The sequence below is a fragment of the Paraburkholderia bannensis genome, from assembly GCF_014200455.1.
GTDB classification, from domain to species: Bacteria; Pseudomonadota; Gammaproteobacteria; order Burkholderiales; family Burkholderiaceae; genus Paraburkholderia; species Paraburkholderia bannensis_A.
Map to the genome: position 1 here is coordinate 40,870 of NZ_JACHBW010000008.1, position 23,178 is coordinate 64,047.

A 23,178-nucleotide genomic window follows, 5' to 3' on the forward strand; every position below is an offset into this window, starting at 1 on the left:
TGCGTCGATGCAGGCCGATTGTAGGTCGGCAGGTTGCACCGAATGCGGCGTGAACAGGAAATCATCGTTGCACGCGGCGTGCGAATGCGCGTGCAGGCACGGAATAACCGGGTTCCCCCCAATCAGGGGGCTGAATACGCGATGGCGCTTCGCTACGCTGTTGCATCCGATTCGCGAACGTCTATCGAAGAGATTGGCATGACTAAACAAAGTGCAGGCAATCAAGCAGGCAATCCACCCGACAACCCAACTGAGCAGGGCGACGAGGCGTACGCGTACCCGCTGCTGATCAAGCAATTGCTGCACACGACGCTCGCGACCTGTCCCGAGCAGCAGATTGTCTATGGCGACGAAGTCCGCTACACCTACTGGGGCTTCCGGCATCGGCTCGGACAACTGGCGAGCGCGCTGGCCGGCGCAGGCGTAAGCGCGGGAGACACCGTGGCGGTGATGGACTGGGACAGCCATCGCTACCTCGAATGCTATTTCGCCGTGCCGATGATGGGTGCGGTGTTGATGACCGCGAACGTGCGGCTTTCGTCCGGGCAGTTGCTCTACACGCTCAATCACGCGCGGGCCGGCGTGCTGCTGGTGCATCGCGACTTTTTGCCGATGCTCGAAAATATTCGCGCGCGCCTCACGACGGTGCGCAGCTTCATTCTGATTGGCGACGACGTCGAAGATGCTCGCCATCCCGCCGGCTTTCACGGCGAGTACGAAGCGCTGATCAACGCCAGTGGTCCCGACTACGCATTTCCCGACTTCGATGAACGCACGCGCGCGACCACCTTCTACACGACCGGCACCACCGGCTTGCCCAAGGGCGTGTCGTTCAGCCATCGGCAACTCGTGCTGCACACGCTCGCGGGCATGGCCGCACTCGGCAGCGCGCGCGAGCAGGGCCGCGTGCATCGCGAAGACGTCTATATGCCGATCACGCCGATGTTCCATGTACATGCGTGGGGCATGCCGTATATCGCCACGGCGATGGGGCTCAAACAGGTCTACCCGGGCCGCTACGCGCCCGACACCCTGCTGCGTCTGATCGAGCGCGAGGCGGTCACTTTCTCGCATTGCGTGCCCACGCTGCTCGACATGATTCTCGCCAGCCCGGCGGCCGCATCGGTCGATCTGTCGCGCTGGAAGGTGATCGTGGGCGGCTCGCTGCTTTCGGAAGGCCTCACGCGCGCCGCGCGCGCTCGCGGCATCGACGTGTACACGGGTTACGGCATGTCGGAGACCTGTCCGCTGCTCACGCTCGCCCAGGCGCGCGGCGAGACCGCAGAGCCGGGAGCGACGGCCGATATCGGCGTGCGCACGCGCGCGGGCACGCCGCTACCGTTGGTGGATCTGCGTATCGTCGATGAACATATGCGCGACGTGCCGCGCGACGGCAAGTCGGCGGGCGAAGTGGTGGTGCGCGCGCCTTGGGCCACGCAAGGCTATCTGGGCGATGCGCAGGCGAGCGCGGCGCTCTGGGCGGGCGGTTATCTGCATACCAATGACATCGGTGTGATCGACGCCGAGGGCAATCTGCGCATCACCGACCGCATCAAGGACGTCATCAAGACGGGCGGCGAATGGATTTCCTCGCTGGAACTGGAAAACCTTCTCTCGACCCATCCGGGCGTGCGCGAAGCGGCGGTGATCGGCGTCCACGATGTGCGCTGGGGCGAGCGTCCGCTCGCGCTGGTGGTCCTTGCGCCGGGGCATGAAAGCGTCACGCCCGAACAGTTGCAGGCGCACGTCAAGCGCGTGGCCGAGCGCGGCCTGATCTCGCGCTTTGCGGTGCCGGAACGGCTGTTGATCGTGGAAGCGCTGGAGCGCACCAGCGTCGGCAAGATCAACAAGCGCGCCTTGCGCGAACGCTATCAGGACAGCGCCGCAAAGCGGAAGCCCCCCACGCGGGGGGCTGATCGCAGCCGTGCGCCGCGCCGATAATGCGGATTCCGATGGCGGCGCGCCGCCTCGCATAACCCGCAGATCATGATGGACATGCTCGAAAACATGCGTACTTTCGTGCGCGTCGTGGAGGCCGGCAGTTTCACGGCCGCCGCGAAGCGCATGGATACTTCGACGGGCATGGTGTCCCGCGCGGTCTCCCAGCTCGAAGGCTACCTGGAAACGCGGCTGCTGCAGCGCACGACGCGTCATCTCGCGCTGACCGAAAGCGGGCGACGTTACTTCGAACGCGTGCGGCCGATCCTGGGCGATGTCGACGAAGCCAACGCCGAGGCCCGCAATGCGCTCGTCAGGCCCTATGGGCGACTACGCGTGCACGCGATGCCGGGGCTGGGGCAACGCCACGTGACGGCGTCGGTGGTCGCGTACCGCGAGCGTTATGCCGATGTCGGGGTCGAACTCACGCTTTCGCAGCGCCTGCCCAATCTGGTCGAGGAGGGCTACGACGTTTCCGTGCTGAGCGCCGCGTCCTTGCCCGACTCGGGTTATATCGCCCAGCCCATCGGCATGAGCTATAGCGTGCTGGTGGCCTCGCCCGCGTGGCTCGCGCGTCACGGCGTGCCGCGCACCCCCGCTGATCTTGCGAAGCACGCCAGTGTCGGCCTCGACACGCCCGCCGCGCCCGCGCACGAATGGCGTCTGCAAGGGCCGGACGGCGAATTCGTGCACGCGCTCGGCGAGCCCGCGTTACAGCTCAATGAACCCGAGGCGCTGGCCGTGGCGTTGCGTGCGGGCAGCGGCATCGGTTCGCTCGCCATATACTCGGTGATCGACGATCTGCGTGCGGGCACGCTGGTGCGCGTGCTGCCCGACTACCGGCTGCAGGCGCTCAATGTGTATGCGGTGTATGTGTCGCGGGTCTATGTCGATGCGCGCATCCGTACTTTCGTCGAACATTTGCGCGCGACACTCGGCCCCGCGCTATGCAACGAGGAACAGGAGATCGGCCAGCTCGTTCGCGCCACGCCGAGCCTGAATGTGCTGCCGCTGAGGAGCCGACCGCGCCGATGAATCCCCGCCCCGAAAGGCGCAGACGCGACGCGCCCGCAGACCATGCTGCCGGTGCCGCCGCACTCGCGGCCGCACTGATCCACACCAGGCTGGCGCCCGCGCATGCGCGCGAGCACGTGGCGCGCGTTGCGCCGATCGAACGTTTGCGTGCGGGCCTCGATCGCAAGCTCACTGTAGTCTGCGCACCGGCGGGCTATGGCAAATCCACCGTGCTGGCCGAGTGGCGCACGGCTTTGCTCGCGCAAGGCGCGCAGGCCGCGTGGGTCAGTTTCGACGACGAGGACGACGAGCCGTCCGTCTTCGCCGCCTACGTGATCGCCGCCGTGATGGAGGCGACCGGCGGCGTGGGCCTGCGGGCCCAGCAGCAATTGCGCGAGCGTGCCGTGCTGCCGATCCACGTCGCCTTTGCGGAGTTGCTCAACGAACTGGCCGCCAGCAGCACGCCGCTGTTTCTGTTTCTCGACGATATCGACCGCCTCGAAGCGCCTGCGATTCATGAGGCGCTGTTCAGCCTGCTGCGCTACGCGCCCGACCATCTGCATCTGGTATTGGGTTGCCGTTCGACGCCCGCGCTGCCGCTCAGTTACTTCGCCTCGCGCGACCAACTGGTCTGGCTCGACGCCGATACGCTGCGGTTCTCGCGCACCGAAGCCGCCGAATTCGTGCGGCGCGTGGCCGGCAAGGAACTCGGCAGCGCCGATCTGGAAGCGCTGGTCGGCGCGACCGAAGGCTGGGTCTCGGGTCTGCAACTGGCTGCACTGGCATTGCGCGACGACGCGGACGCTGCGCAGGTGGTGCGCCGCGTCGCCCGGGCGCGCGGCGGCATCGCGGCCTATCTGAACGAAAACGTCACGCACGCGCTGCCGCAGCCGGTGCGCGATTTCCTGCTGGCGACGGCGATACTCGACCGCATGACGCCCGCGCTCTGCAACGCGCTCACGGGCCGCGACGACGCGCACGCCATGCTGGAGTGGCTCAGTGCACGCAATCTCTTCGTCAAGACGCTCGATGGCGAAACGCAGTGGTTCCGATATCACGCGCTGTTTTCGCACTATCTGCGCGAGGAACTGCTGGTGCGCAAACCGCAGACGGTGCCCGATCTGCATCGTGCCGCGGCGCGCTGGCTAGGCGCGGCGGGCCTCTGGCCGGAAGCCGTACGTCATGCGCTAGCCGCCGGTGAAGTCGGGCAGGCCGCCGATTGGGTCGAATCCTGCGCGATGGAGCTGATCGCCGCGAGCGACGTGCGCACCGTGCTCAACTGGATCGCGCGCCTGCCCGATTCCGCGTTCGAAGGCCGCGTGCGCCTGCGCCTGGCTCACGCATGGGCGTTGGCCCTGTCGCTGCAGATCGTCGCGGCGCGGCGCGCGCTCGAACGCATCGAAGCGGATATCGACAACGGCGCGCTGGCCATCGACGATGTCGCTGCGCTCGACGTGCTCGCCGTGCGTTCGCTGGTCGCGGGTCTGGCCGACGACAGCGCCGAATCGTTGCGGCTCGGCCGCCAGGTGCTGGACGCCCAGCCGTCCGCCGGTTCGTGGGTCGAGCAGATCGGCCAGACCACGCTGATCTTCGGGCTCAGCTATGCAGGAGGCCTCGAAGAAATGCTGCGGCTGCGCGCCCGCGATGAAGCGTCGGAACACGAGCCGCTCTATTCGAACGTCTACCGGCGCAGCATGAGCGGCCTCGGTGAATTCGTCGCCGGGCGGCTGCACGATGCGTCGAACACCTTCGAAGCCGCGCTGCGTATAGCCGAGGAACGCGCGGGCCGCCTGTGCGCGGCGGCGGCGCTGCCAGCCGGCTATCTTGGGGCGATCTGCTACGAATGGGGCGATCTTGCACGCGTACGCGAGTTGCAGCGCGAGCGTCTGCCGATCGCCTTGCAGGCTTGCTCGCTCGGGCCGATGCTGCGCTTCGCGCTGACCGCGGCCATGGATCTCGCGCACACGGGCGATTTCAGTGGTGCTTATGCGCTGCTGCGCGATGTGGAGCGCGTCGCGGCGGGGCGGCAATGGCTGCGTTTGCAGGTCGCTTGCCTGGGGGCGCAGGTGCGCATCGGTCTGATGGCGGGCAATCTTACGCACGCGCATCGTCACGGTGACGCGTTGCGCGCGCTCTCGGACTTCGATGGACAACCGCCGCCTGCCGCAGGCAGCGCCATCGAAACATGGGCCTTTGCGCAGACGGCGCGCGCACGGCTACTGATGAGCGACGGGCATGCGAGAGAAGCCGCCGACGCCTTCGGCGCGGTTCATCGCGAACTGGCCGCGCGCGGCGTGCCGTGGTTCGCGGCGCAGGCAGCCGTGCCCGGCGCGCTGGCAAGGCATGCCGCGGGCCATGAGGAAGCCGCGCTTGCCTTGCTCGCCGATGCGCTTGCGTACGGCCAGCGCAATGGCCTCGTGCGCAGCTTCGTCGATGAAGGCGAGGGCGTCGTGACGTTGTTGTCGGCGATAGCTCAGACGCCGGCGCGCTTTGCGGACGTAAGCCCGTGGTATCTCGACGAACTGAAGTCGGCGTTCGCCGGCGCTGCTGCGGGCGCACGTAGCAATCGGCAAAAAGTGGCTGCACGTCCGGCCGCAAGCCTCGCCGCCAACAATCTCAGCGCGCGCGAAGTGGAAATTCTGGACTACGTGGCGCGCGGTCTTTCGAACAAGGAAATCGCCCGTGCGCTGCGCGTCGCGCCTGAAACCATCAAATGGCATCTCAAGAATATCTTCGAGAAGCTCAACGTGAATTCGCGCATTCAGGCCGTGCGCAGCGGACTTGCCTTCGATATGCCGTCGGTGGGACGCGAAACCCGTGCGCCCGGCGAGGACACGGCGCGCTGATCACGACAACGCCTGAAACACGCTATCGTCACGCTCTGGCAGTTTTCCTTCGGGACCATGTTCATGGCTTCTTTACCGCACGCAGCGCCCATCGCCGCACGCGTCTTCGCACCATCGCAACTGACCATCGGCTTATCGCTGCCGGTTCTGCGCACCGATACTCATATCGCCGATTTCCGCGAGCAGGTCGCTCTCGCGCAGCACGCCGATGCGCTGGGCTTTCGCGCGCTCTGGGTGCGCGACGTGCCGCTCAACAGCGCCGATTATCCCGATCCGGTCGGCCATCTCGATCCGTGGGTCCTGCTCGGCGCGCTCGCCATGCACACGCGCCGCGCCGCGCTCATCAGCGGCGCGATCGTGCTGACGCTGCGTCATCCGCTGCATATCGCCAAGGGCGCGGTGTCGGTGAGCCATCTGGCGCTGGGGCGCTTTATCCTCGGGCTCGGTTCCGGCGATCGGCCTGCCGAATACGCCGCATTTGGCCAGGACGGCGAGGCGCGTCGAGAGCTGTATCGGCGGCATTGGGACACGCTGGCCGCAGCGCTGGCCCCGGATTCGCGCATCGTGCCCGATCTGGCTTCCGTCGATGCGCCCGAGTTCTTTCTTCTGCCGCGCCCGGCTGAACCGGTGCCCATGCTTGCGGTCGGTTCGGGCGGACAGAGCGTGGACTGGATCGCGCGCCGTTCGATCGGCTGGATGACCTATCACCGCGAACCCGAAGCCCAGCGTGCGCGTCATGCACTCTGGCGTGCCGCGGTGGCGCGCAACGCGCCCGATGCGTTCCGCGCCTTCGGCACGGCCATGCGCCTGCAATTGAGCGACGACGCCCACGAAGCGGCGACGCCGGTATCGCTGGGCTATCGCACCGGGCGCATCGCGCTCGTCGGCATGCTGGAGGCGATGCGCGAAGCGGGCATGCATCACGTGACCTTCAATCTGGGCGGCGAGCGGCGCGCGCGCGAAGTCGTCGACGAACTGGCCGCCGAGGTGCTGCCGCATTTCCATGTCGATTAAACTCCGCGCCGCCTTTCCTGTGCTTCAATGAACTCAGGCAAACCGGCAAGGAGGGCAATCGTGAATACGGACCAGCGTATCGACGGCATCCAGCAGGCCCAGAATTACGACGACCTGCACACGGCGATGGACGGCTTTCTCGACGAGGCGCAGGCGCGTTATCCCGCGCTCGAGCAGGCGGGCGAGTTGAAGGCGTGCATTGGCGGCAGCGCGTTTGCGCAGGCGGTGGTGGCGCTGAAGCAGTATCAGGCCGCGACCGGCGAGACCTATCCGCGCGCGCAACGTGTGATCAAGGCTGCGGCTGTGAAGCACGCGGCGCTCGGCGGTGCGCCTGGCGGCGGGCCTACTTGTGCATCATCGCCTCAACCAGAAAGTGGAACGGGAGCGTGAGCAGCACCGTCGCGCCGAATCCCACGCACCAGAGGATGAACATCCATTTGAGGTTATGCAGAAAGCCCCGGCGTTGACGATTTTGCTGTTGTGCTGGTTGCGATCCTTGCACCATGATCCTTCCTCCCCTGGAATTTTATTGAATCCCGCGCGCGGCCCCGTTCACCAGGCCAGCGCCTGACGAAACACCTGGCCGCCATATCCGTGGACGATTTCATCGATCTGCGCGGGCGCAGGATCGTGCGTTTCGAGCACGAGTGCCCAGCCACCCGGCTTCAGTTCGCCCTCGATGGTACGTGTGAGCCTGCTGTCCAGATGCGCCTCGATCTCGCGCGCACCCAGCCCAACCCCGCCGCCGATCGCGAGCCCCGCAATCGCGCCGACCGGCCCGCCCAGCAGGCCGATAAGCGCGCCCGTGGCCGCGCCGATCACCGTGCCCCAATGCGGCCGGCTGTACTGGTCGAGCACCTTGAGCGCACCCAATGCGTCTTTCTGCACCATGACACCGCTTTCGATCCGCAGGCCCTGGCCGTCGGTCTCGAAGTTCTTGAAGTCGCGCGCGGCGCGTTGGGCTTCGTCCAGTGTTCCGAAAGTCGCGACGATTAATTCCTGCGACATATGCATGCTCCCGATGCCTGATGACATCCTTCAGTCAAAGATAGGCAATCCGGGAGAAGAGGGAGGAGTTTTTGGCGAGATTGGGCGGCGCGGCAGGAATGAAATTCGCTCGCCGCGCCGGTCTGACGATGGGTGTCAATCCAGCGACGGGTCGCAGGCGCAGTCTAGATTCGAAGCTTTAGCCGGCCGCGTGGCGGCGGCCAGACGTTGCAGTGTGACGAGGCCCAGCAGGGCAAGCCCCAGTCCCAGCAGAAAATCGGCATGCACGCCCGCGCGATCGACGATCGTGCCGCCCACCGCCGAGCCCACGGCGATCGCCACCTGGATCACGCTCACGAACATTGCCGAACCCGCTTCGGGCAAATCCGCCGTATCGCGCTGAATCCAGACGCTGAAGCACAGCGGCAGCGCGCCGAACGCAATCCCCCACAGCAGCATCCCGGCCGTTTCGCCGATGGGCGAATGGTCGAGCAGCAGCATCGAGGACATCGCCGCCAGCAGCAGCAGGACCATCGTGGCGACCGACTTCTTGATGTGTCCGGAAATCACCGTCGAGGTGATCGCATTCGAAAAGAAGCCGATCAGACCGAAGCCGAGCAACAGCAGCGTCATGGCGTTCAACGAGAAGTCGTGTTCGAGCAGCGGCGCGATATACGTGTAGGTCGAAAAATGCGCGCCGAACACCAGAGCGACCATCAGCATGCTCAGGCGCGTGTGCGAACGGCCAAGCAGCTTGCGGAAATCCGCCATGCGCAAGGCCGATTTCGACGGCAGCGACGGCACGAGGAAAGCCTGCGCCACCAGCGCGAGCGCGACGAGTCCGGCCGTCGCACCGAAAGCCAGCCGCCACGACGAAAAGGACGCGATGAAGGTCCCCAGCGGCACGCCGATCACCGTGGCGAAGGTCACGCCGGTGAGGATCGTCGCGGTGGCTTTCGCGGCGTCCTTGCCTTGTACGAGGCGCGGGGCCGCCGCCGTGGCAAGCGTCCAGAAGCCGCCGAGCGCTGCGCCCAGCAGCGCGCGACCGGTCAGCATGAGCGCCAGATCCGGCGCGACGGCGCACAGGATATTGGCGATCAGCAGAACGGCGGTGAGCAGCAGGAACACGTAGCGCCGGTCCGTGCGGCCCGCGCTCACGATGAGCATCGGCGCCGAGATCGCTGCCATGACGCCGGGCGTGGTGACCATCAGGCCGGCGACACCGGTCGAGACGCCCAGATCGTGCGCGATTTGCGGCAACAGGCCGACGGGCAGAAACTCGGCAGTCACGAACGCGAACGCACTGATGGCGACCGCAATGACCGACAGCCATTGACTCGCGGAAGTGGCCGTTCCCTCCAGAGATACTGAAGCCGTATGGGTATCGATTTGCATGAAGGCCTTAATCCTGGATTGCGTGGAATGAACGTGGATCGAGGCATCGAATTCTAGGCAGGGATTTGTCCAACAAAAAGACCCGAATTCCGAAAAGAGAAGATGGGGAAGCTGAACAATCGGAGCAATCGGAACAATCCGGCTGCAAAAAACGCGGGAAAAACGGTGGTGCAAAAGCAAAAGGGCTGGCAGAAGCCGAAGCCTCTACCAGCCCTTTTTATCTGTATTCGCCTCGCTATAGCCGAGCTATAGCTGGCAAATCTCGCGCCTTCGTTTTAGAAGCGATGACGGATACCCACGGTTGCCACGGCTTGCGAATTCGAATTCGATGCCGACACGCCCATGATGTCCGCGTGGATCTTGCCTTCGCCATCCACAACGCGCTGATACGCGCCTTCGGCGTAGACGTCGGTGCGCTTGGACAGCGCGTAGTCGGCTTGCAGCGTGAACTGGTGGTATTTCGGGCTCACGCCTTCGAGGCTCGCATCGGTGTACGTGTAAGCGCCCGACAGCGTGAACGCCGGCGTGAACGCGTAGCGTGCATTGATTTCGTAGTTGCTGAAGCGCGCGCTGTTGCCCGTGAGCGAGGTCGTGGCGCCCGCGTTCGACGAGTTGATCGCCGTGAGGTTGCCCAGCTGCGTCTGCGTGAACACGAAGCCGACGTTAGCTGCGCCGAACGCGTAGTTCAGGCCTGCGCCATAAGTGCGCTGGCGCGAAGCGGTGAAGGTGGCGTCGTCGCTGACAGCGCCGCTGCTGTTGATGGTCGAACCCGAGTTGTTCAGTTGCAGGTAACCCGCGCCGGCCTTGAGGCCGCCGAACGTGTAGGTTGCGCCCACGCTGTATGCGCGGTTGTTCGAGAAACCGCCAGCCGAGTTCGAGAAGCCGTACAGCGCATTGAACTTGAGGCCGCCGTAGTTCACGCTCTGGTACTTGAGCGAGTTGCTCACGCGAAACGAGTTGTTAAGGTTGTCGTTGTCATACGGGTGCGAGGCGATCGTGCCGCCGTATTGCGTGCCGTTGAGCGCCAGGCCGCCGAGGTTGTCGACCACGCTATCGTATTGGCGGCCGAGGGTGACCGTACCCGCCTGGTCGCTCGACAGACCGACGAACGCCTGCCGGCCGAACATGCGGCTGCCTTGTTTGGCCGTGCCGTTCGAAATGCTGAAGCCGCTTTCGAGCACGAAAATCGTCTTCAGGCCACCGCCCAGATCTTCGCTGCCGCGCAGGCCCCAACGGCTGCCGTTGAGCGCGCCGCTCGTCTGCTGCACGTTCGAGCTGCCGCTCTGGTTGCTGGTGTACATGACGCCTGCGTCGATCAGGCCGTAGAGCGTGACTGTGTTCTGTGCGTGTGCTGCGCCTGCGAACGAGGCCGCTGCAACGGCGAGGGCGGAAAGGGTGTGCTTTTTCATCGTTACTCCATTGAATTGTTATTCGCTCCTGGGGAGCGAGCGCGGAGCATAACGCGACAATCGCAATATGTTTTAGCGTATGTGGTTCGCGAACGACGATTTCTGACGCCAATTGTCTTTCCGATTCTTGTTTATTACGAAGAGGGCTCATTCGGAGGAAATATCCTGTAAAACAAGGGGTGTTCTGATTGATGTGGTGATGGATAAATCGCGTGATTACGCGTGCAGGTCCGGTAATCAAGAGAAATATTCGAAATTGGAAATTACCTTTTATTGCGGTTTCTTAATAACGCGATAAAATTCCCTCTATTCGGCGGTACGGACGGTTCCGGCGAATTTTTTCCTCTGTGGTCCGGGCCGCTATCCTTGCTCACTACACCACCACTTTTGTTTGGGGCGCGAACGCCCTGGCTTCCATGACCGACGCTAACGACGCACTGATCGCGCAAGCGCAACAGCACTTCACCGCAGGCCGATTCGACGCCACGGAGCAGGTTTTGCAATCGATCCTTCAAACGAATCCCGATCACGCGGGCGCGCTGGAAGCGATGTCCTTCGTCTGGTCGGCGCGCTCGGATTATGTGCGCGCGGCGGAGTTTGCGTGGCGTGCCGCGCGCCCCGCCGAAACGCCTGCCGACCAGTTGCAGCACGCCGCGCGCATCTGCCAGCTCGCGCAGCGTCACGCCGACGCCGTGGCGCTCTATGAGCGTCTGCTTGCGCTCGTGCCCGATCACGCCGCATCGCTGCACGGAGCGGCCATGTCGCTCGTGCAACTTGAACAGGGCGAGGCCGCGCTTGAGTACCTCGCGCGCCTGACGCGCCGCAATCCGAAAGCGCCGGAGGTGCACTACAACCGCGGCGCGCTGCTTGGCAAGCTCGGGCGTTACGACGAGGAACTCGACGCGTACCGGCGCGCGATCGAACTCAAGCCTGATTTCGTCGCGGCCTGGACGAATCTGGGCGTCGCCTTGCGCGACCTGCATCGCTTCGACGATGCGCTGCGCCACTTCAAAAAGGCCGTGTCGATCAATCCCAACGACGCGGGCGCGCGCACCAATCGCGCACAAACCAATCTGCTGCTCGGCGAATTCGAACATGGCTGGCGCGAATACGAATGGCGCTGGCGTGACGGCACCATGTCGCATGGCTTGCCGGACGCGACGCAATGGAAGGGCCAGCCGCTAGCGGGCAAGACGGTGTTCGTGCATGCGGAGCAGGGGTTTGGCGACACCGTGCAGTTCGTGCGTTTTGTCGACCGCCTGCATATGCAGGGCGCGCACGTAATCGTGCAGGTACAGGACGAACTGGTGGAGTTGCTGCAAGGCGTGGCTGGCGCGGCAAGCGTGATCGGCGAAGCGTCGCCTGCACCCGCGTTCGACTATCACCTGCCGATGCTGAGCCTGCCGCATGCGCTCGCGCTGCGCAAAGCGGATTTCGCGCCCTCGGGCGCGTATCTGCACGCCGACGCCGCCGCCGCGCGGGCCGCATGGTCCGATGTGATCGGCGCGGAGGAGGGCGATCGAGCGGATCAGAAGCGGCGCTTGCGCGTAGGCGTGGTCTGGTCGGGCAACACCACGCATCTCAACGATCGCAATCGCTCGATGCCGCTCACCGAACTCTTGCCGCTGTTCGACGCCGACGCGCGCTTCGTCTCCCTGCAAAAAGACGTGCGCGAGCGCGACCGGGCGTGCGTCGACGATCTCGTGCAGCGCGGGCGTTTGATCGACGCCGGGCCGCGCCTGACGACGTTTTCGGCTACCGCGGCGCTGATCGCGCAACTCGATCTGGTGATCGCCGTCGATACCGCGGTTGCGCATCTGGCGGGGGCGCTCGGCAAACCGGTGTGGATCGCGCTGCCGTTTACGCCCGACTGGCGCTGGCAAATGCATCGCGAAGACAGCCCGTGGTACGCCAACGCACGGCTGTTCCGGCAGATTCATCGCAACCAGTGGGACGAGGTGGTGAAGGCGCTCTGTAAGGCAATCGACGTGGAAATCCTGGCGCAAGCCACCTGAAAACGGCGCAACACGTCAATTTTTACGCCTTCTTACAGGTCCGTCGGAAGCAAAAATTGGCGCTGCGCCGTGCCCCGCAAGGCGCAGCGCCAGGCCATCCTGTTCCCGTCCTGCGCGCCGCTCGCTGCTATTCCTTACCAACGGTTAGCGACTTCCCCGCAAAACTATCAATTGCAATAGGAATCATTCGCATTTATCGATATGATCGCGGCCTCTGATGCATATTGGGTCGCGAGACCCGCCACCACGCTGCGGATACCGATAAATGAACCGAACCCTCTCTTCATCCGCGCAGGCGTTCCGCCTCGCGCCGCTCGCCGCTGCGGCGCTCGCGCTTGCAAGCCTGTCCGTCCAGGCCTATGCCGCCGAGGCTGCGAGCGCTGCAAGTGACACGGGCGCTGCCAGCACGACGGACAACACCAAGGCATCGGCGTTGCTGCCCGCCGTGAGCGTGAAAGCTGCGCGCGACACGCTGCCGGGCGACCTCGCCCCGGCCTACGCGGGCGCTCAGGTGGCGAGCGGGGCGCAGATCGGCGTGCTCGGCAAGCAGAAAATGATCGACGTGCCGTTTTCGGTGACGAGCTACACCTCCAAGCTGATTCAGGACCAGCAGGCGCAGACCATCGCCGACGTAGTCGCCAATGACCCGGCCGTGCGCACGGCGCTTGGCTACGGCAACTTCTCGCAGACGTACATCATCCGCGGCTTCCAGGTCTATTCCGACGACGTGGGCCTCAACGGCTTCTACGGCCTCACGCCGCGCCAGATGGTCGACACCGGCGTGGTCGAACGCGTCGATATCTTCAAGGGTGCCAGCGCCTTCGTGAACGGCGCGTCGCCGGGCGGTTCGGGCGTGGGCGGCACGATCAACGTGCAGACCAAGGTGGCCGACGACAAGCCCGTTACACGCGTGACAGTGGAAGGCAGCGCCTCAGGCGAACTGGGCACGCACGTGGACGTGGGCCGCCGCTTTGGCGGCAACGACCAGTTCGGCATTCGCGTGAATCAGACCGTGGTGGGCGGCAGCACGGCGGTGCAGAACCAGGACAGCCATTCGCAGCAGACGGCGATTTCGCTCGACTATCGCGGCGACAAACTGCGCCTCTACGCCGACTTCCTCTATCAGAAGAACAACATCACGGGCGGGCGCTCGGGCGTGTTCGTGACGGGCGACGAGATGCCGGCGACGCCGTCGGCGAGCTACAACGCCGCGCAGCCGTGGACGTACTCGAAGCAGGAAGACACGGTGGGCATGTTGCGCGGCGAATACGACATCGCGCCGAACTGGACCGCCTATGCGGGCGTCGGCTCGCGCCATACGACCGAGCTTGGCCAGTACGAGTCGATCTACTACGACAACGGTTCGTCCGAGGGTTATCGCATGGGCGACACGCTCAAGGAAAACGCGATTTCGGCGAACGTGGGCGTGCGTGGCAAATTCGATCTCGGCCCGGTGTCGAACCAGATCAACGCGGGCTGGCAGATCAACCGCATCGCCGAATATGCCGCCTATGACATGACCGGCTATTTCCCGACGAGCCTGTACAACGCGCAGGCGATTGCGTTCCCGTCGGCGAGCTATAGCGGCGGCAATTTCTCCGATCCGGGCCTGACGACCTCGATCCTGATGCGCAGCTTTGTGGTGTCGGATACGCTGGGTTTCTTCCAGAACCGCCTGCTGTTCACGATTGGCGCGCGCCATCAGGACATCCTCGAAAACGGTTACGCCTACGCCACGCAAGTGCAAAGCTCGAACTACAACGACTCGGCCACCACGCCGATTTTCGGCGTCGTCTACAAGCTGCAGCCGAACCTGTCGATCTACGCGAACCGTGCGGAAAGCCTCGTCGAAGGCGGCATCGCGCCCAGCGGCACGGCCAACGTCGGCCAGGTGATGTCGCCGTTCCGCGCAAAGCAGTACGAAGCGGGCGTGAAGTACGACGCGAATCACTACGGCGCGGCGCTCGCGGTCTATCAGATCAGGCAGCAGGTGGCGTACACCAACAGCGTCACCAACATCTACGAGACCGACGGCATCCAGCAGCATCGTGGCGTCGAATTCTCGATGTATGGCGAGCCGCTAAAAGGGCTGCGTCTGATCGGCGGCGTCTCGTACATCAACGCGAAGCTCGTCGATACGGGTGACAGCGCGCAAGAGGGCAATCGTCCGATCGGCGTGCCGGCATGGACCTTCAACGCGAACCTCGAATACGATGTGCCGCAGCTCAACGGCCTCACGCTGATGGGCCGCGCGATCTGGACCAGCTCGCAATACCTGAACACGGCGAACACGCAGAAAGTGCCGTCGTGGACGCGCCTGGACATTGGCGCGCGCTACAAGACGCAGATTGCGAAGCACGACACCAGCTTCAACGTGATGGTGACAAACCTGGCGAATCGCGCGTACTGGTCGTCGGCGCTCGGCGGTTATCTGACGCAAGCCGAACCGCGCACGGCATGGTTCTCGGTGACGACGGACTTCTGAGGCCGCTCAGCGGCCCGGTGCGCCGAGCCGCTCTGACTCAGCGCCTTGCGAGTTTGTGACATGAGTTGCGTTCTTTGCATCGTTAAACTCTATACACAGGGCATGGTTTACGGAGACAACGCAGGTCCAAGTGATACACCGAGCTGAAGAAGCCGGAGAAGCAGACGTACTGGGCGTGTTTCGGCCGCTGGGGTCTCGACGCGATGGACACGCAGATGTATGCGCTCGCGATTCCCACGCTGATCGCCCTGTGGGGCATGACGCGCGGCGAAGCCGGCCTGCTGGGCACCACGGTGCTGATCATGGCCTCGCCAGGCGGCTGGATCGCCGGCATTCTGGCCGATCGCTACGGGCGCGTGCTGTTCGTAATCGGCCTGCTGCCGACGCTGCTGGTGCTGTGGATCAGACGCCACATCAAGACAGCACTGGTCTTCGCGCAGACGCGCGGGGCGAACACCGCTGATCGCCCGAGCATCTGAGCCGCATTCGAGCGCCCGCTGCGCGCCACCACACTCAAGGCGATTCTGCTCACGTTCGGCATCTACGGCGGCAACTACGGGATGATCGCCTGGCTGCTTGCCTATCTGAACTCGTGCTGCACCTTTCGATCACCAACGTTGGCGGTTACTCCATAAAATCGGCATTGCGATAAAATCCAATAGATTAATATCGCTCTAATGGTGATTAAATGGCTATATCGTGCACATTCGACCTAAACGGTAAGCCGATGTCGAAGCTGAGTTGCGCAGGCGTTGGAGACTTCGCGGCCTTCTCCGGAGACGGAAACGGAAAAGATAACGCTGGAGCCGCAGCAATCCCGAACATCGGGCCTCTGCCGCCGGGGCGCTATTACATCGTGGATCGCGGTTCAGGCGGTATCTTTACCCACGTTCGGGACTTCATGCTCGACCATATTTATGGCACCGATCGAAGTGCCTGGTTCGCACTCTACAACGCAGGCACTAACGCAGACTGGGTATTCATCAACGGCGTGAAGCGAGGAAATTTTCGCCTGCACCCGCGCGGCCCAAGGAATCTGAGCGAAGGGTGTATAACTCTCGCAGACCCTAGCGCATTCTCCCGGTTAAGGGCGGCACTGAAGGCGAGCAAAGCAATGCCGATACCTGGCGGGAAAGGTTTCGCATATGGAATCATCGAAGTGAAATGAAGCCATTCAAAATCGTTGTGAACGTTGCATTGACCCTGGCGCTCGCTACCGGATTCATGTGGGCGTTTGGACATATTCCATTCTCTGACTCGATGGCGGCCGCTTACGCACGGTTCGGCGGGCTACTCGGCTTCTATGGTGACGAAGCACTGGAAGACCTTTACCTTTACATCACGATGGCAGTTTCGTTCCTGCTGGCCGCTCTGCTTGTCTGGCGTGCCAACGCTGCGCTGAGTAAGCAGACAGCGCCGAGAACCTAGCGCCTTACGTTTCTAGCCGTCATAAAAAATGCCGCCTGCGTGGTAACACGCGGCGGCATTTTCATTTTTGTGACTTGACATTCAGGCGTGCGCCGCACGCTCCAATACTTCGCGCGCGGCGCGGCCCAGCACTTCCTCCGACCACTGATTCACGCTCTCACCCAGCACAGCAGCAGCGATACCGACGCGAGCATGAATGTCCGGGTCAATGCGGAGCATCAGCTTGCCGGACGCCGGCTTCTGGGGCTTGCGGCCGCTTGCCTCGCAGTCGGAAAGATAATGATCGACGGCCGCGTGAAAATCGGTCATCAGTTCGTCGACGGTCGAACCGTGGAAGCTGATCTTGTCGTCAACGCCGAGCACATGCCCGACGAAAATGTTGTCGCGCCCGTCGAAGTCGATGCTGGCGAAATATCCCTTGTAGGTCATGGCGTTGCTCATGGCTTGATTCCCATATCGTTAAACCCGTCGCGCATGTCTTCGACCTGATAGCGCTTGGCTTCCTTGCCCGGATGCGGGCGCGCTTCGTTTTCATGCATACTGATAGCGGAAAGTGCTATCAGTATGCAATCAAAAAGTGATATCACTTCGGTTAGTCTAGTCGCTTTTTTCTGCTCTGCTTCGCGCCTCGACGAAAACGCATCCAGCATTGCCTGCTGTCCCGGAGTCGGTGGATCGGTCAAGTATGGTTCCGCAGCAAGCTCGCGCTGAAAGCACAGCCGGACCGTTGAAGGCACGGCACCGTCTCCCTCACCGATAAAGAGCCGAATCTGGTTTGACGGCTGATCGTGGAGCGTAGGCGGTGAATCTCCCATAGCAACTCAGGCACGAGCGGGGGAGGGCTCTCGTTCCAGATCTCCGCGAGTCGGGCGGCGATCAAGGGCGGGCGGTGACGCATGCGAGATTCAATCTGTACTGTATGGATATGCAGTACAACGATGCCTGGCGAAGGCGGCAAAGCGAGACATCAACCGATAGGAGCCGCTGAGCGGCGCTGAGGGGCGCTCAGGGGGCGAGTCATCGCGAAGCCCACTCCTAAGCAGGCCCGTGGCGAGGCGGGAAAACGGCAAGGCGGGGCGTTTGGAAGCGAGGCTCGCTGTTTTAGCGGCGGATAGGGAGCGGCCGCGCCTGCCGAGAAAGCCAAAGAACGCAGTCGCCTCCCCGCCTGCCTTGCTCTAAATGTGCGCTTTTTGACTCAGACGCCATCGTCCGCGGACCAGCTCCCTTCCTTGGTGCTTCGGGCGTCCAGCTGACCCCACAGTTAACGCAGCCAGATGCAGAAAAACGCCAATGTCGTAGAGGAGAGTGACGCAACACAGATCCAGTACAATCGGCCCCAATTCTTGGATAAGCGGCAACTCCATTATGGCTACTCGACCGTTACCCGTTTCTGAACTTGAATTCTTACAGATCACCGCTAACCACCTCGAATTCGTCAAAAAGTTGGAGAGGCTAGGTTGGACGAATGCGGAGATTCGCGAATTCGGAGTGGAAGTGGGAACCAAATGGTTCCGATTGGGCCAGCAACATCTAGACGAGGCGAAACTCCTTGAGGCCGCTGGTTGCATCCGCGCCTGTCATTCTCGTGCCTACTACGCCGCCTACAACGTTTCGAAATCAGTCCGATATCTGGTGAAGGGAATCGTAAGTCTCAAAGGGGATGATCACGGAAAGGCCTCGGTAGACTTGCCCCACGATTTCCCCAACGTTGCGGATTGGTCTGTAAAGATCAGCAGACTGTACGAGCATCGACTACGCGCGGACTACGACAATTGGTCAACCACTATTGCCGATCAAACCTTGTCATCCCAAACAGCAATTAGCGACGCCGAGTCCTTTATCGCTGTCGCTATCGGGTATCTGGACACCAAATTCGGTATCAAACTATGAATCAAGATCAAGATTACGAAGATGATGCGGCAGAAGCGATTGCTGCCTTCGAGCGTGAAGTCGGCGTGAGCAACGTGCCAAACAGCAAAGTTTCAGCTGGCCCCCGCGAGTTCCTGAAATTCGGAGTCGGTCGCGAAGCGCCTCTGTACACCTACGCTTTGTTGGCAGCGCAGAAAAATCTGCGTCCGGACAATGTTTTTAAGGGTGCGCTTGCACTTGCGCCCGAAAAAGCGGCAAATTTTCCCGCTTCTATTGAGGCGAGCGCATTGCAGACGCTACTAACCCGTTCGACAAGAGAGCAGGCGCAAGGTACGTCGGCTCATGGATTTTCGATTCCCTACGCACCGTTTCAAAAGCGCGAAGATCATCTGCTTGCGCAACCAGCGAACCACATCGTGCGCGGTAGGCGCGGCGTTGGCAAGTCGACGCTGATCCGACGCGCTACTGAATTGCTAGCGGACACGCGAGCGCTCGTCTGCATACTAGACATGCAAACATACTCGACCCTAGAGGGAGACGATCTCGTTAGGGAAGTGTACTTTGACATGTGTATTGGAATTGCTTCGTCCGCAACTCGGCGTTCGGGCAGATCGAATGCGGACGTCGACGCTTTGCGAGCACTGGCAAATGACATTGCCTCTGGCGCAACGTCAATTGCGCGCGCGCCAGTTCTTGCGAAGCGAATCTTGTCATCGGTTACACACGGCTTCTCAACCGACGCATTCGTGTTCCTCGACGACTTCCATTTGGTCGCGCGCGAGGCACAGCCCAAACTTTTGCATAGTATTCACGCGGCTTTGAAGGGCAGCAACGGATGGATAAAAGTGGCTGGACTCAGTTCACTATTGAACGTCTATGCACCTAATGAACGAGAGGGCTTACAAATCCCAGGCGATGCTCAGTATGTTGAGCTCGATCTGACGCTGGAAAACCCGGAAGCGGCGGAGGCGCATCTTCAAGTGATCCTCGAAGGATTCTTAACTGCGGTAGGCTATTCGTTGACAGGCACAGTGCTTCCCGATGCGGCTTTTCGACGGTTAGCTTGGGCCAATGCAGGGGTTCCCCGCGACTTCTTGCAGATGTTCGGACGGTCTCTTCAGCACGCGGCCCGCAATCGCCATGCAACAGTTACCCTTTCTGATGTAAATGTCGCAATCGGAGAGTTCGGTCAGCAAAAAATGGACGATTTGCAAAAGGACGCACGCTACGTTGCGGGCAAACTGCGAGCAATGTTGGGAAAGTTAGAAACACTCTGTCTCGATAGGGAGAAAATTAATGCTTTCCTTATCCGTGGTGATGACACGCCAGAACGCGCTGTTGTGCAAATTCTCAGCGATCTGCGTATGGTGCACTTGATCCACCAATCCATCACGCCAAGGAAAGCGGGCGAGCGGTTTGAAGCCTACATTTTGGATTATTCGTTGTTTACGGGGTTTCGTCGTCGCCCAAATGTCAAAGAGATGATTCCGAAGCATTTTCAATTCAAGGCTTCTGAATTAAGAGCTTTGCCGAAAGTGCCTGACGGTTATTTCGCTGACGAATTGGCTGATCAAAATATCTCCAACGATTTGCTTCAGTGACGAAGGCATGGGCGGCTCTATATACTTGGTTCAACACCAAGGGTATACGGTGAAAAGCGGACTACCTTTTCGCCCGCCCATTCGTTGAATGCGAGAAACTGTGGCTGAAGTGGCTCAATTTCATTGCGGCCAAACACTTTTGCTGCGACATCGCGACTTTTTGCAGCTCTTTAAAGCGGCCGATCCAGAAATATTCGTCGACGTACAGGTTGCCTTGGTAGCTCTGCGCCGTGCGCGCGTTCGTGCCGAGAAAGTAGAGCGTCGCCTCGTTCGGCAACACGATCGGATCGCCCGTCGATTCCATGTCGGCCGCTTCATGCGCAAACTGCGCAATTGTATTGCTGGAATACGTGCGCCTGCGCTTTACTCGCGGATAGAAAAATCTGGTTCCGCCCGGTTTGTAGCGCGTCGTCGAGCGTTTTGCGGACGAAATAGAACATCGCGCCGATCTGCCGCGATTTCAGGATGTTTCGTGTGCGCTGACGGCCGTTTCGATACCAGACTTTCTGACAATCAAACTGGCAATCGAGAAACGCCTCATATAGATGTGCAATCTGTTCGTCGCCGAATTCGTTGCGCGCCTCGATGTTCGGGTTGAGTTTCGGTAAACTTTTTCAATTTTACATAAGATAAATTATCGAATTTAAATTTGTTGCGGCTTTTTAGAAATGTCCGGTTCTGGCTCATTAGAAATGTCCGATTCCTGCCCTGATTGACGCGCACGCTTGCGTGATGCGTCGACCAGGGGCGAACCATGAACGGACGTGAGCTGATCACGGCAAGCATGCGCGAACTCGAGCGGGTCAAGGTGAGCGATGCGGGTCCGTGGATTCCAAGCGCGCAGCGCCCGCCCAGGGTCTACCAGCCCCGGGCGCGCCGGGCCTGCCTGGGCGAACTGGTTCAGCGCTTCGTGAAGCGCTTTCGGTGCCTTGCCCGGACTTGAGCACACGATGCGCACGGTGCGCCGCGCGTGCACGACAGCGTTAGCTACTGCATATGCATGCCGCCGTCGACAGGAATATTCGCTCCCGTCACAAATGCTGCGTCATCGGAGCAGAGGTAGGCAATCAGCGAAGCAACCTCTTCTGGCCGCCCAAGGCGTCCCACTGGAATCTGAGGCAGGATGTGCGTATTCATGATGTCCTGCGGCACCGCCTCCATCATCGCCGTCGCAAGGTAGCCGGGCGATACCGTATTAACGGTCACGCCGCGTTTAGCGACTTCAAGTGCAAGCGACATCGTGAAACCATGAATCCCGGCTTTTGCCGCGGCATAGTTCGTCTGCCCGAGCGCGCCTCGTGAGCCATTCACGGAACCTATATTGACGATTCGCCCGAAGCCCTGCTCCACCATGCCTGGCAGGAAAGGTTTCGTGAGATTGAAAAGGCTGTCGAGGTCCGTGCGCAGCACCGTATCCCAGTCGGGCTTGGTCAGTTTCAGGAAACTCGCATCTCGGGTGACCCCCGCATTGTTGATGAGGACATCGACCCCATCGAATTTCGCCACCGCCTTGCGCGCGCACTCGATGCACGAATCGTAGCTCGATACGTCGAGTTCCAGAGCATGAAACGTCCGCCCGGCTTGCTGTTCGTGATTCAGCCATGTCGCGACATGGTCGTTGTGCTCCGAATGCGATACGACAACGGTCATACCCGCGTCATATAACCTGCGGCTGATGGCTGCGCCTAGTCCACCCATGCCGCCGCTGATGAATGCAACCCGGTCTTTGCGCATCGCGCTCTCCTTTCGTACGGTGGCCCGGGCGCGAATCGGCTCGGGAAAACATCGCTTCACTATACGAACGGCTCCTTGTCCGCGCTTGATATGCATCAACTGATGCCGGGCCCATCGGCCTGCGTGTGCTGATCAGATCGGATTGATTCGGGTCAACTGCAATCGGTCGATCGACCCTGCACTGGCTCGCATGCAGAAGACGCTTCCAGATTGATGATTCCGGCCCCGCCTGTTTCCCGCGATCGACACCTGGCGCGTGCCGCGCGTCGTAGAGGTGCCAATCACCATGCTCGATACTACGCAGGCGTGCGCATCTGACGTTGCATGCAGCGAACCCGCCGACGACAGTCTGCGTTACGCCTTGCGTCAGGCAACACTTGCTCCGTCGAGCCATAACAACCAGCCGTGGCATGCACGGGCGATGCGGCCACGCGCGAGGCAATGGCTGATCTCGTCGCTGAAGGCGATAGATGCCAGTTCGGCAACCCAGGTTTCAGACGCGAACTTTGTCCATCAGCGCCGAACCGGCGACAGCATGCCAGCCCATGCCGCCGGACTGGGCGCCCTGCTCGACTTCGCCACGCCACTCGCTGCTTCGGCGATCCGGACGTTCGATATCGGCGACGGCGTCGCTGCAACTCATCGGAACCTGGCGGCGGGATCGCCTCTGTTGTGTGCATTGCGACAGGCATAGACGACGCTCACGCCTTTGCGCAGATCCTGCTGCGCATTGGACACGGTACGCCCGACGGCCCATCGCCACGCCGCCCGCTGAGCGACGTCGTATCGTGACCAATGCGGAGATAGTGTTGGCGCGGTGAACCTTGGCCCTGAGGTACGCGTGGTTTTACGGCGCCTTGTACGGTGCCGTCTTTTTTTGCAAGCCGCCCGTACGCGCGCCATGCCCATTTGACACATATCAACGGCACAGAGCCAATGCCTGACACTATGAACTGATGACTCTCCCCTCCAGTTCCCCGATTGATTCCAGGAGATGCTCGATGTCGCCTACCCCGCTTACGGTTGCAACTGCTCCAGCAACGCTGTCGCCCATGTCGCGCTCCGCCCTGATCCTCATTCACGCTGTAGCATCATGCGCAATGGCGTTGCATGGCGATATCGCACATGCACAGGTTCCCGAACCGACCGCACTTGTCGACCAGCAACACTGCATGTTCTGTCACACGTCGGACGCGCCGTTTCTTGCGCCGTCGTTCCGCCAGATTGCACAACGCTACCGCGACAAACCCGACGCACGCTTCATGCTTGAAGACAAACTGCGGCACGGCGGCAAGGTGCATTGGGGCGATATGGCCATGCCATTACCTGAGGATCGCGGTGGCCCGCTTTCCGCCGAGGACGCGCATACACTTGTCCAGTGGGTATTGAGCCAGTAGTTCAAGCTGCTGGCTCACTTGATACGGGCGGCGCGCATACACCACC

At 61.8% G+C, this 23,178-nt stretch carries 21 protein-coding genes and 1 pseudogene; 14 read left to right on the top strand and 8 right to left on the bottom strand.

Annotation, left to right across the window (positions count from 1 at the left end; all coding sequences use genetic code 11):
• The first annotated feature begins 198 nt into the window (after positions 1-198).
• From F4827_RS14525 to F4827_RS14545, 5 genes are all read left to right on the top strand, one after another.
• On the top strand, positions 199-1,941 hold the full coding sequence (locus F4827_RS14525) for a fatty acid--CoA ligase (protein ID WP_183724646.1): 1,743 nt from the start codon (positions 199-201) through the stop codon (positions 1,939-1,941).
• Between the two features lie 48 nt (positions 1,942-1,989).
• Entirely contained in the window at positions 1,990-2,973 is a 984-nt protein-coding gene (locus F4827_RS14530; RefSeq protein ID WP_183724909.1) for a LysR family transcriptional regulator, read from the top strand.
• On the top strand, positions 2,970-5,798 hold the full coding sequence (locus tag F4827_RS14535; protein WP_183724647.1) for a LuxR C-terminal-related transcriptional regulator: 2,829 nt from the start codon (positions 2,970-2,972) through the stop codon (positions 5,796-5,798). The genes F4827_RS14530 and F4827_RS14535 overlap by 4 nt, the downstream gene beginning before the upstream one ends.
• Positions 5,799-5,861: 63 nt before the next feature.
• Complete coding sequence (locus tag F4827_RS14540) at positions 5,862-6,812, top strand: TIGR03571 family LLM class oxidoreductase (RefSeq protein WP_183724648.1); 951 nt, start codon at positions 5,862-5,864, stop codon at positions 6,810-6,812.
• 60 nt (positions 6,813-6,872) lie between these two features.
• Complete coding sequence (locus tag F4827_RS14545; protein ID WP_183724649.1) at positions 6,873-7,202, top strand: hypothetical protein; 330 nt, start codon at positions 6,873-6,875, stop codon at positions 7,200-7,202.
• Between the two features lie 162 nt (positions 7,203-7,364).
• Here the strand turns inward: F4827_RS14545 and F4827_RS14550 are convergent, their stop codons facing one another.
• From F4827_RS14550 to F4827_RS14560, 3 genes are all read right to left on the bottom strand, one after another.
• On the bottom strand, positions 7,365-7,820 hold the full coding sequence (locus tag F4827_RS14550) for a DUF1269 domain-containing protein (protein WP_183724650.1): 456 nt from the start codon (positions 7,818-7,820) through the stop codon (positions 7,365-7,367).
• A gap of 135 nt (positions 7,821-7,955) precedes the next feature.
• Positions 7,956-9,194: an MFS transporter gene (locus F4827_RS14555; protein ID WP_183724651.1), complete on the bottom strand. Its 1,239-nt coding sequence runs from the start codon at positions 9,192-9,194 to the stop codon at positions 7,956-7,958.
• Between the two features lie 275 nt (positions 9,195-9,469).
• The gene (locus F4827_RS14560) at positions 9,470-10,603 is read right to left on the bottom strand and encodes a porin (RefSeq protein ID WP_183724652.1); all 1,134 of its coding nucleotides are present in this window, start codon (positions 10,601-10,603) and stop codon (positions 9,470-9,472) included.
• A 416-nt stretch (positions 10,604-11,019) separates the two neighbouring features.
• Between F4827_RS14560 and F4827_RS14565 the strand changes: the two genes are divergently transcribed.
• The 5 genes from F4827_RS14565 (at position 11,020) to F4827_RS14585 (ending at position 16,531) form a co-directional block, all read left to right on the top strand.
• Positions 11,020-12,618: a tetratricopeptide repeat protein gene (locus F4827_RS14565; RefSeq protein WP_183724653.1), complete on the top strand. Its 1,599-nt coding sequence runs from the start codon at positions 11,020-11,022 to the stop codon at positions 12,616-12,618.
• Positions 12,619-12,883: 265 nt separating this feature from the next.
• A complete protein-coding gene (locus F4827_RS14570) occupies positions 12,884-15,103 on the top strand; it encodes a TonB-dependent siderophore receptor (protein ID WP_183724654.1) in 2,220 nt (739 codons plus the stop codon).
• Positions 15,104-15,306: 203 nt separating this feature from the next.
• Positions 15,307-15,582 carry a hypothetical protein gene (locus F4827_RS35265; RefSeq protein ID WP_260175221.1) on the top strand — a complete coding sequence of 92 codons (276 nt, stop codon included), beginning with the start codon at positions 15,307-15,309 and terminating at the stop codon, positions 15,580-15,582.
• 248 nt (positions 15,583-15,830) lie between these two features.
• Positions 15,831-16,271: a DUF2778 domain-containing protein gene (locus tag F4827_RS14580; RefSeq protein WP_233177996.1), complete on the top strand. Its 441-nt coding sequence runs from the start codon at positions 15,831-15,833 to the stop codon at positions 16,269-16,271.
• A complete protein-coding gene (locus F4827_RS14585; RefSeq protein WP_183724656.1) occupies positions 16,268-16,531 on the top strand; it encodes a non-ribosomal peptide synthetase in 264 nt (87 codons plus the stop codon). Before F4827_RS14580 ends, F4827_RS14585 begins: the two co-directional genes overlap by 4 nt.
• Before the next feature lie 81 nt (positions 16,532-16,612).
• Here F4827_RS14585 and F4827_RS14590 read toward each other — a convergent pair whose 3' ends face one another.
• Both F4827_RS14590 and F4827_RS35270 read right to left on the bottom strand, forming a co-directional pair.
• The gene (locus F4827_RS14590; RefSeq protein WP_183724657.1) at positions 16,613-16,972 is read right to left on the bottom strand and encodes a type II toxin-antitoxin system HicB family antitoxin; all 360 of its coding nucleotides are present in this window, start codon (positions 16,970-16,972) and stop codon (positions 16,613-16,615) included.
• Positions 16,969-17,214, bottom strand: a complete 246-nt coding sequence (locus F4827_RS35270; protein WP_260175222.1) for a hypothetical protein — start codon at positions 17,212-17,214, stop codon at positions 16,969-16,971. Before F4827_RS35270 ends, F4827_RS14590 begins: the two co-directional genes overlap by 4 nt.
• A 682-nt stretch (positions 17,215-17,896) precedes the next feature.
• Between F4827_RS35270 and F4827_RS14600 the strand changes: the two genes are divergently transcribed.
• Positions 17,897-18,421: a HEPN domain-containing protein gene (locus F4827_RS14600; RefSeq protein WP_183724658.1), complete on the top strand. Its 525-nt coding sequence runs from the start codon at positions 17,897-17,899 to the stop codon at positions 18,419-18,421.
• Positions 18,418-20,001 (top strand): ATP-binding protein, encoded by a 1,584-nt coding sequence (locus tag F4827_RS14605; protein WP_183724659.1) that lies wholly within the window; start codon positions 18,418-18,420, stop codon positions 19,999-20,001. The genes F4827_RS14600 and F4827_RS14605 overlap by 4 nt, the downstream gene beginning before the upstream one ends.
• Before the next feature lie 151 nt (positions 20,002-20,152).
• On the opposite strand, the pseudogene F4827_RS14610 reads toward F4827_RS14605, so the two are convergent.
• Positions 20,153-20,585, bottom strand: a pseudogene (locus F4827_RS14610) (terminase large subunit domain-containing protein); the annotation flags it as partial.
• A gap of 170 nt (positions 20,586-20,755) precedes the next feature.
• On the opposite strand from F4827_RS14610, the gene F4827_RS14615 reads away from it, so the two are divergent.
• On the top strand, positions 20,756-20,944 hold the full coding sequence (locus F4827_RS14615; RefSeq protein ID WP_183724931.1) for a hypothetical protein: 189 nt from the start codon (positions 20,756-20,758) through the stop codon (positions 20,942-20,944).
• Between the two features lie 44 nt (positions 20,945-20,988).
• On the opposite strand, the gene F4827_RS14620 is transcribed toward F4827_RS14615, so the two are convergent.
• Together F4827_RS14620 and F4827_RS14625 are read right to left on the bottom strand one after the other, a co-directional pair.
• Positions 20,989-21,735 carry a beta-ketoacyl-ACP reductase gene (locus F4827_RS14620; RefSeq protein WP_183724660.1) on the bottom strand — a complete coding sequence of 249 codons (747 nt, stop codon included), beginning with the start codon at positions 21,733-21,735 and terminating at the stop codon, positions 20,989-20,991.
• A 493-nt stretch (positions 21,736-22,228) separates the two neighbouring features.
• Positions 22,229-22,378, bottom strand: coding sequence for a hypothetical protein (locus tag F4827_RS14625; RefSeq protein WP_183724661.1), 150 nt, complete (start codon positions 22,376-22,378; stop codon positions 22,229-22,231).
• Between the two features lie 457 nt (positions 22,379-22,835).
• On the opposite strand from F4827_RS14625, the gene F4827_RS14630 reads away from it, so the two are divergent.
• The gene (locus tag F4827_RS14630) at positions 22,836-23,132 is read left to right on the top strand and encodes a c-type cytochrome (RefSeq protein ID WP_183724910.1); all 297 of its coding nucleotides are present in this window, start codon (positions 22,836-22,838) and stop codon (positions 23,130-23,132) included.
• Positions 23,133-23,178 lie beyond the last annotated feature (46 nt).

What these genes read in the sequence shown, in the direction of transcription:
- F4827_RS14525 (WP_183724646.1), top strand. Translation starts at nt 199, where the DNA reads ATGACTAAACAAAGTGCAGGCAATCAAGCAGGCAATCCACCCGACAAC.
- F4827_RS14530 (WP_183724909.1), top strand. Translation starts at nt 1,990, where the DNA reads ATGGACATGCTCGAAAACATGCGTACTTTCGTGCGCGTCGTGGAGGCC.
- F4827_RS14535 (WP_183724647.1), top strand. Translation starts at nt 2,970, where the DNA reads ATGAATCCCCGCCCCGAAAGGCGCAGACGCGACGCGCCCGCAGACCAT.
- F4827_RS14540 (WP_183724648.1), top strand. Translation starts at nt 5,862, where the DNA reads ATGGCTTCTTTACCGCACGCAGCGCCCATCGCCGCACGCGTCTTCGCA.
- F4827_RS14550 (WP_183724650.1), bottom strand. Translation starts at nt 7,820, where the DNA reads ATGTCGCAGGAATTAATCGTCGCGACTTTCGGAACACTGGACGAAGCC.
- F4827_RS14555 (WP_183724651.1), bottom strand. Translation starts at nt 9,194, where the DNA reads ATGCAAATCGATACCCATACGGCTTCAGTATCTCTGGAGGGAACGGCC.
- F4827_RS14560 (WP_183724652.1), bottom strand. Translation starts at nt 10,603, where the DNA reads ATGAAAAAGCACACCCTTTCCGCCCTCGCCGTTGCAGCGGCCTCGTTC.
- F4827_RS14565 (WP_183724653.1), top strand. Translation starts at nt 11,020, where the DNA reads ATGACCGACGCTAACGACGCACTGATCGCGCAAGCGCAACAGCACTTC.
- F4827_RS14570 (WP_183724654.1), top strand. Translation starts at nt 12,884, where the DNA reads ATGAACCGAACCCTCTCTTCATCCGCGCAGGCGTTCCGCCTCGCGCCG.
- F4827_RS35265 (WP_260175221.1), top strand. Translation starts at nt 15,307, where the DNA reads ATGGACACGCAGATGTATGCGCTCGCGATTCCCACGCTGATCGCCCTG.
- F4827_RS14580 (WP_233177996.1), top strand. Translation starts at nt 15,831, where the DNA reads ATGTCGAAGCTGAGTTGCGCAGGCGTTGGAGACTTCGCGGCCTTCTCC.
- F4827_RS14585 (WP_183724656.1), top strand. Translation starts at nt 16,268, where the DNA reads ATGAAGCCATTCAAAATCGTTGTGAACGTTGCATTGACCCTGGCGCTC.
- F4827_RS14590 (WP_183724657.1), bottom strand. Translation starts at nt 16,972, where the DNA reads ATGAGCAACGCCATGACCTACAAGGGATATTTCGCCAGCATCGACTTC.
- F4827_RS14600 (WP_183724658.1), top strand. Translation starts at nt 17,897, where the DNA reads ATGGCTACTCGACCGTTACCCGTTTCTGAACTTGAATTCTTACAGATC.
- F4827_RS14605 (WP_183724659.1), top strand. Translation starts at nt 18,418, where the DNA reads ATGAATCAAGATCAAGATTACGAAGATGATGCGGCAGAAGCGATTGCT.
- F4827_RS14615 (WP_183724931.1), top strand. Translation starts at nt 20,756, where the DNA reads ATGAACGGACGTGAGCTGATCACGGCAAGCATGCGCGAACTCGAGCGG.
- F4827_RS14620 (WP_183724660.1), bottom strand. Translation starts at nt 21,735, where the DNA reads ATGCGCAAAGACCGGGTTGCATTCATCAGCGGCGGCATGGGTGGACTA.
- F4827_RS14625 (WP_183724661.1), bottom strand. Translation starts at nt 22,378, where the DNA reads ATGAGTTGCAGCGACGCCGTCGCCGATATCGAACGTCCGGATCGCCGA.
- F4827_RS14630 (WP_183724910.1), top strand. Translation starts at nt 22,836, where the DNA reads ATGGCGTTGCATGGCGATATCGCACATGCACAGGTTCCCGAACCGACC.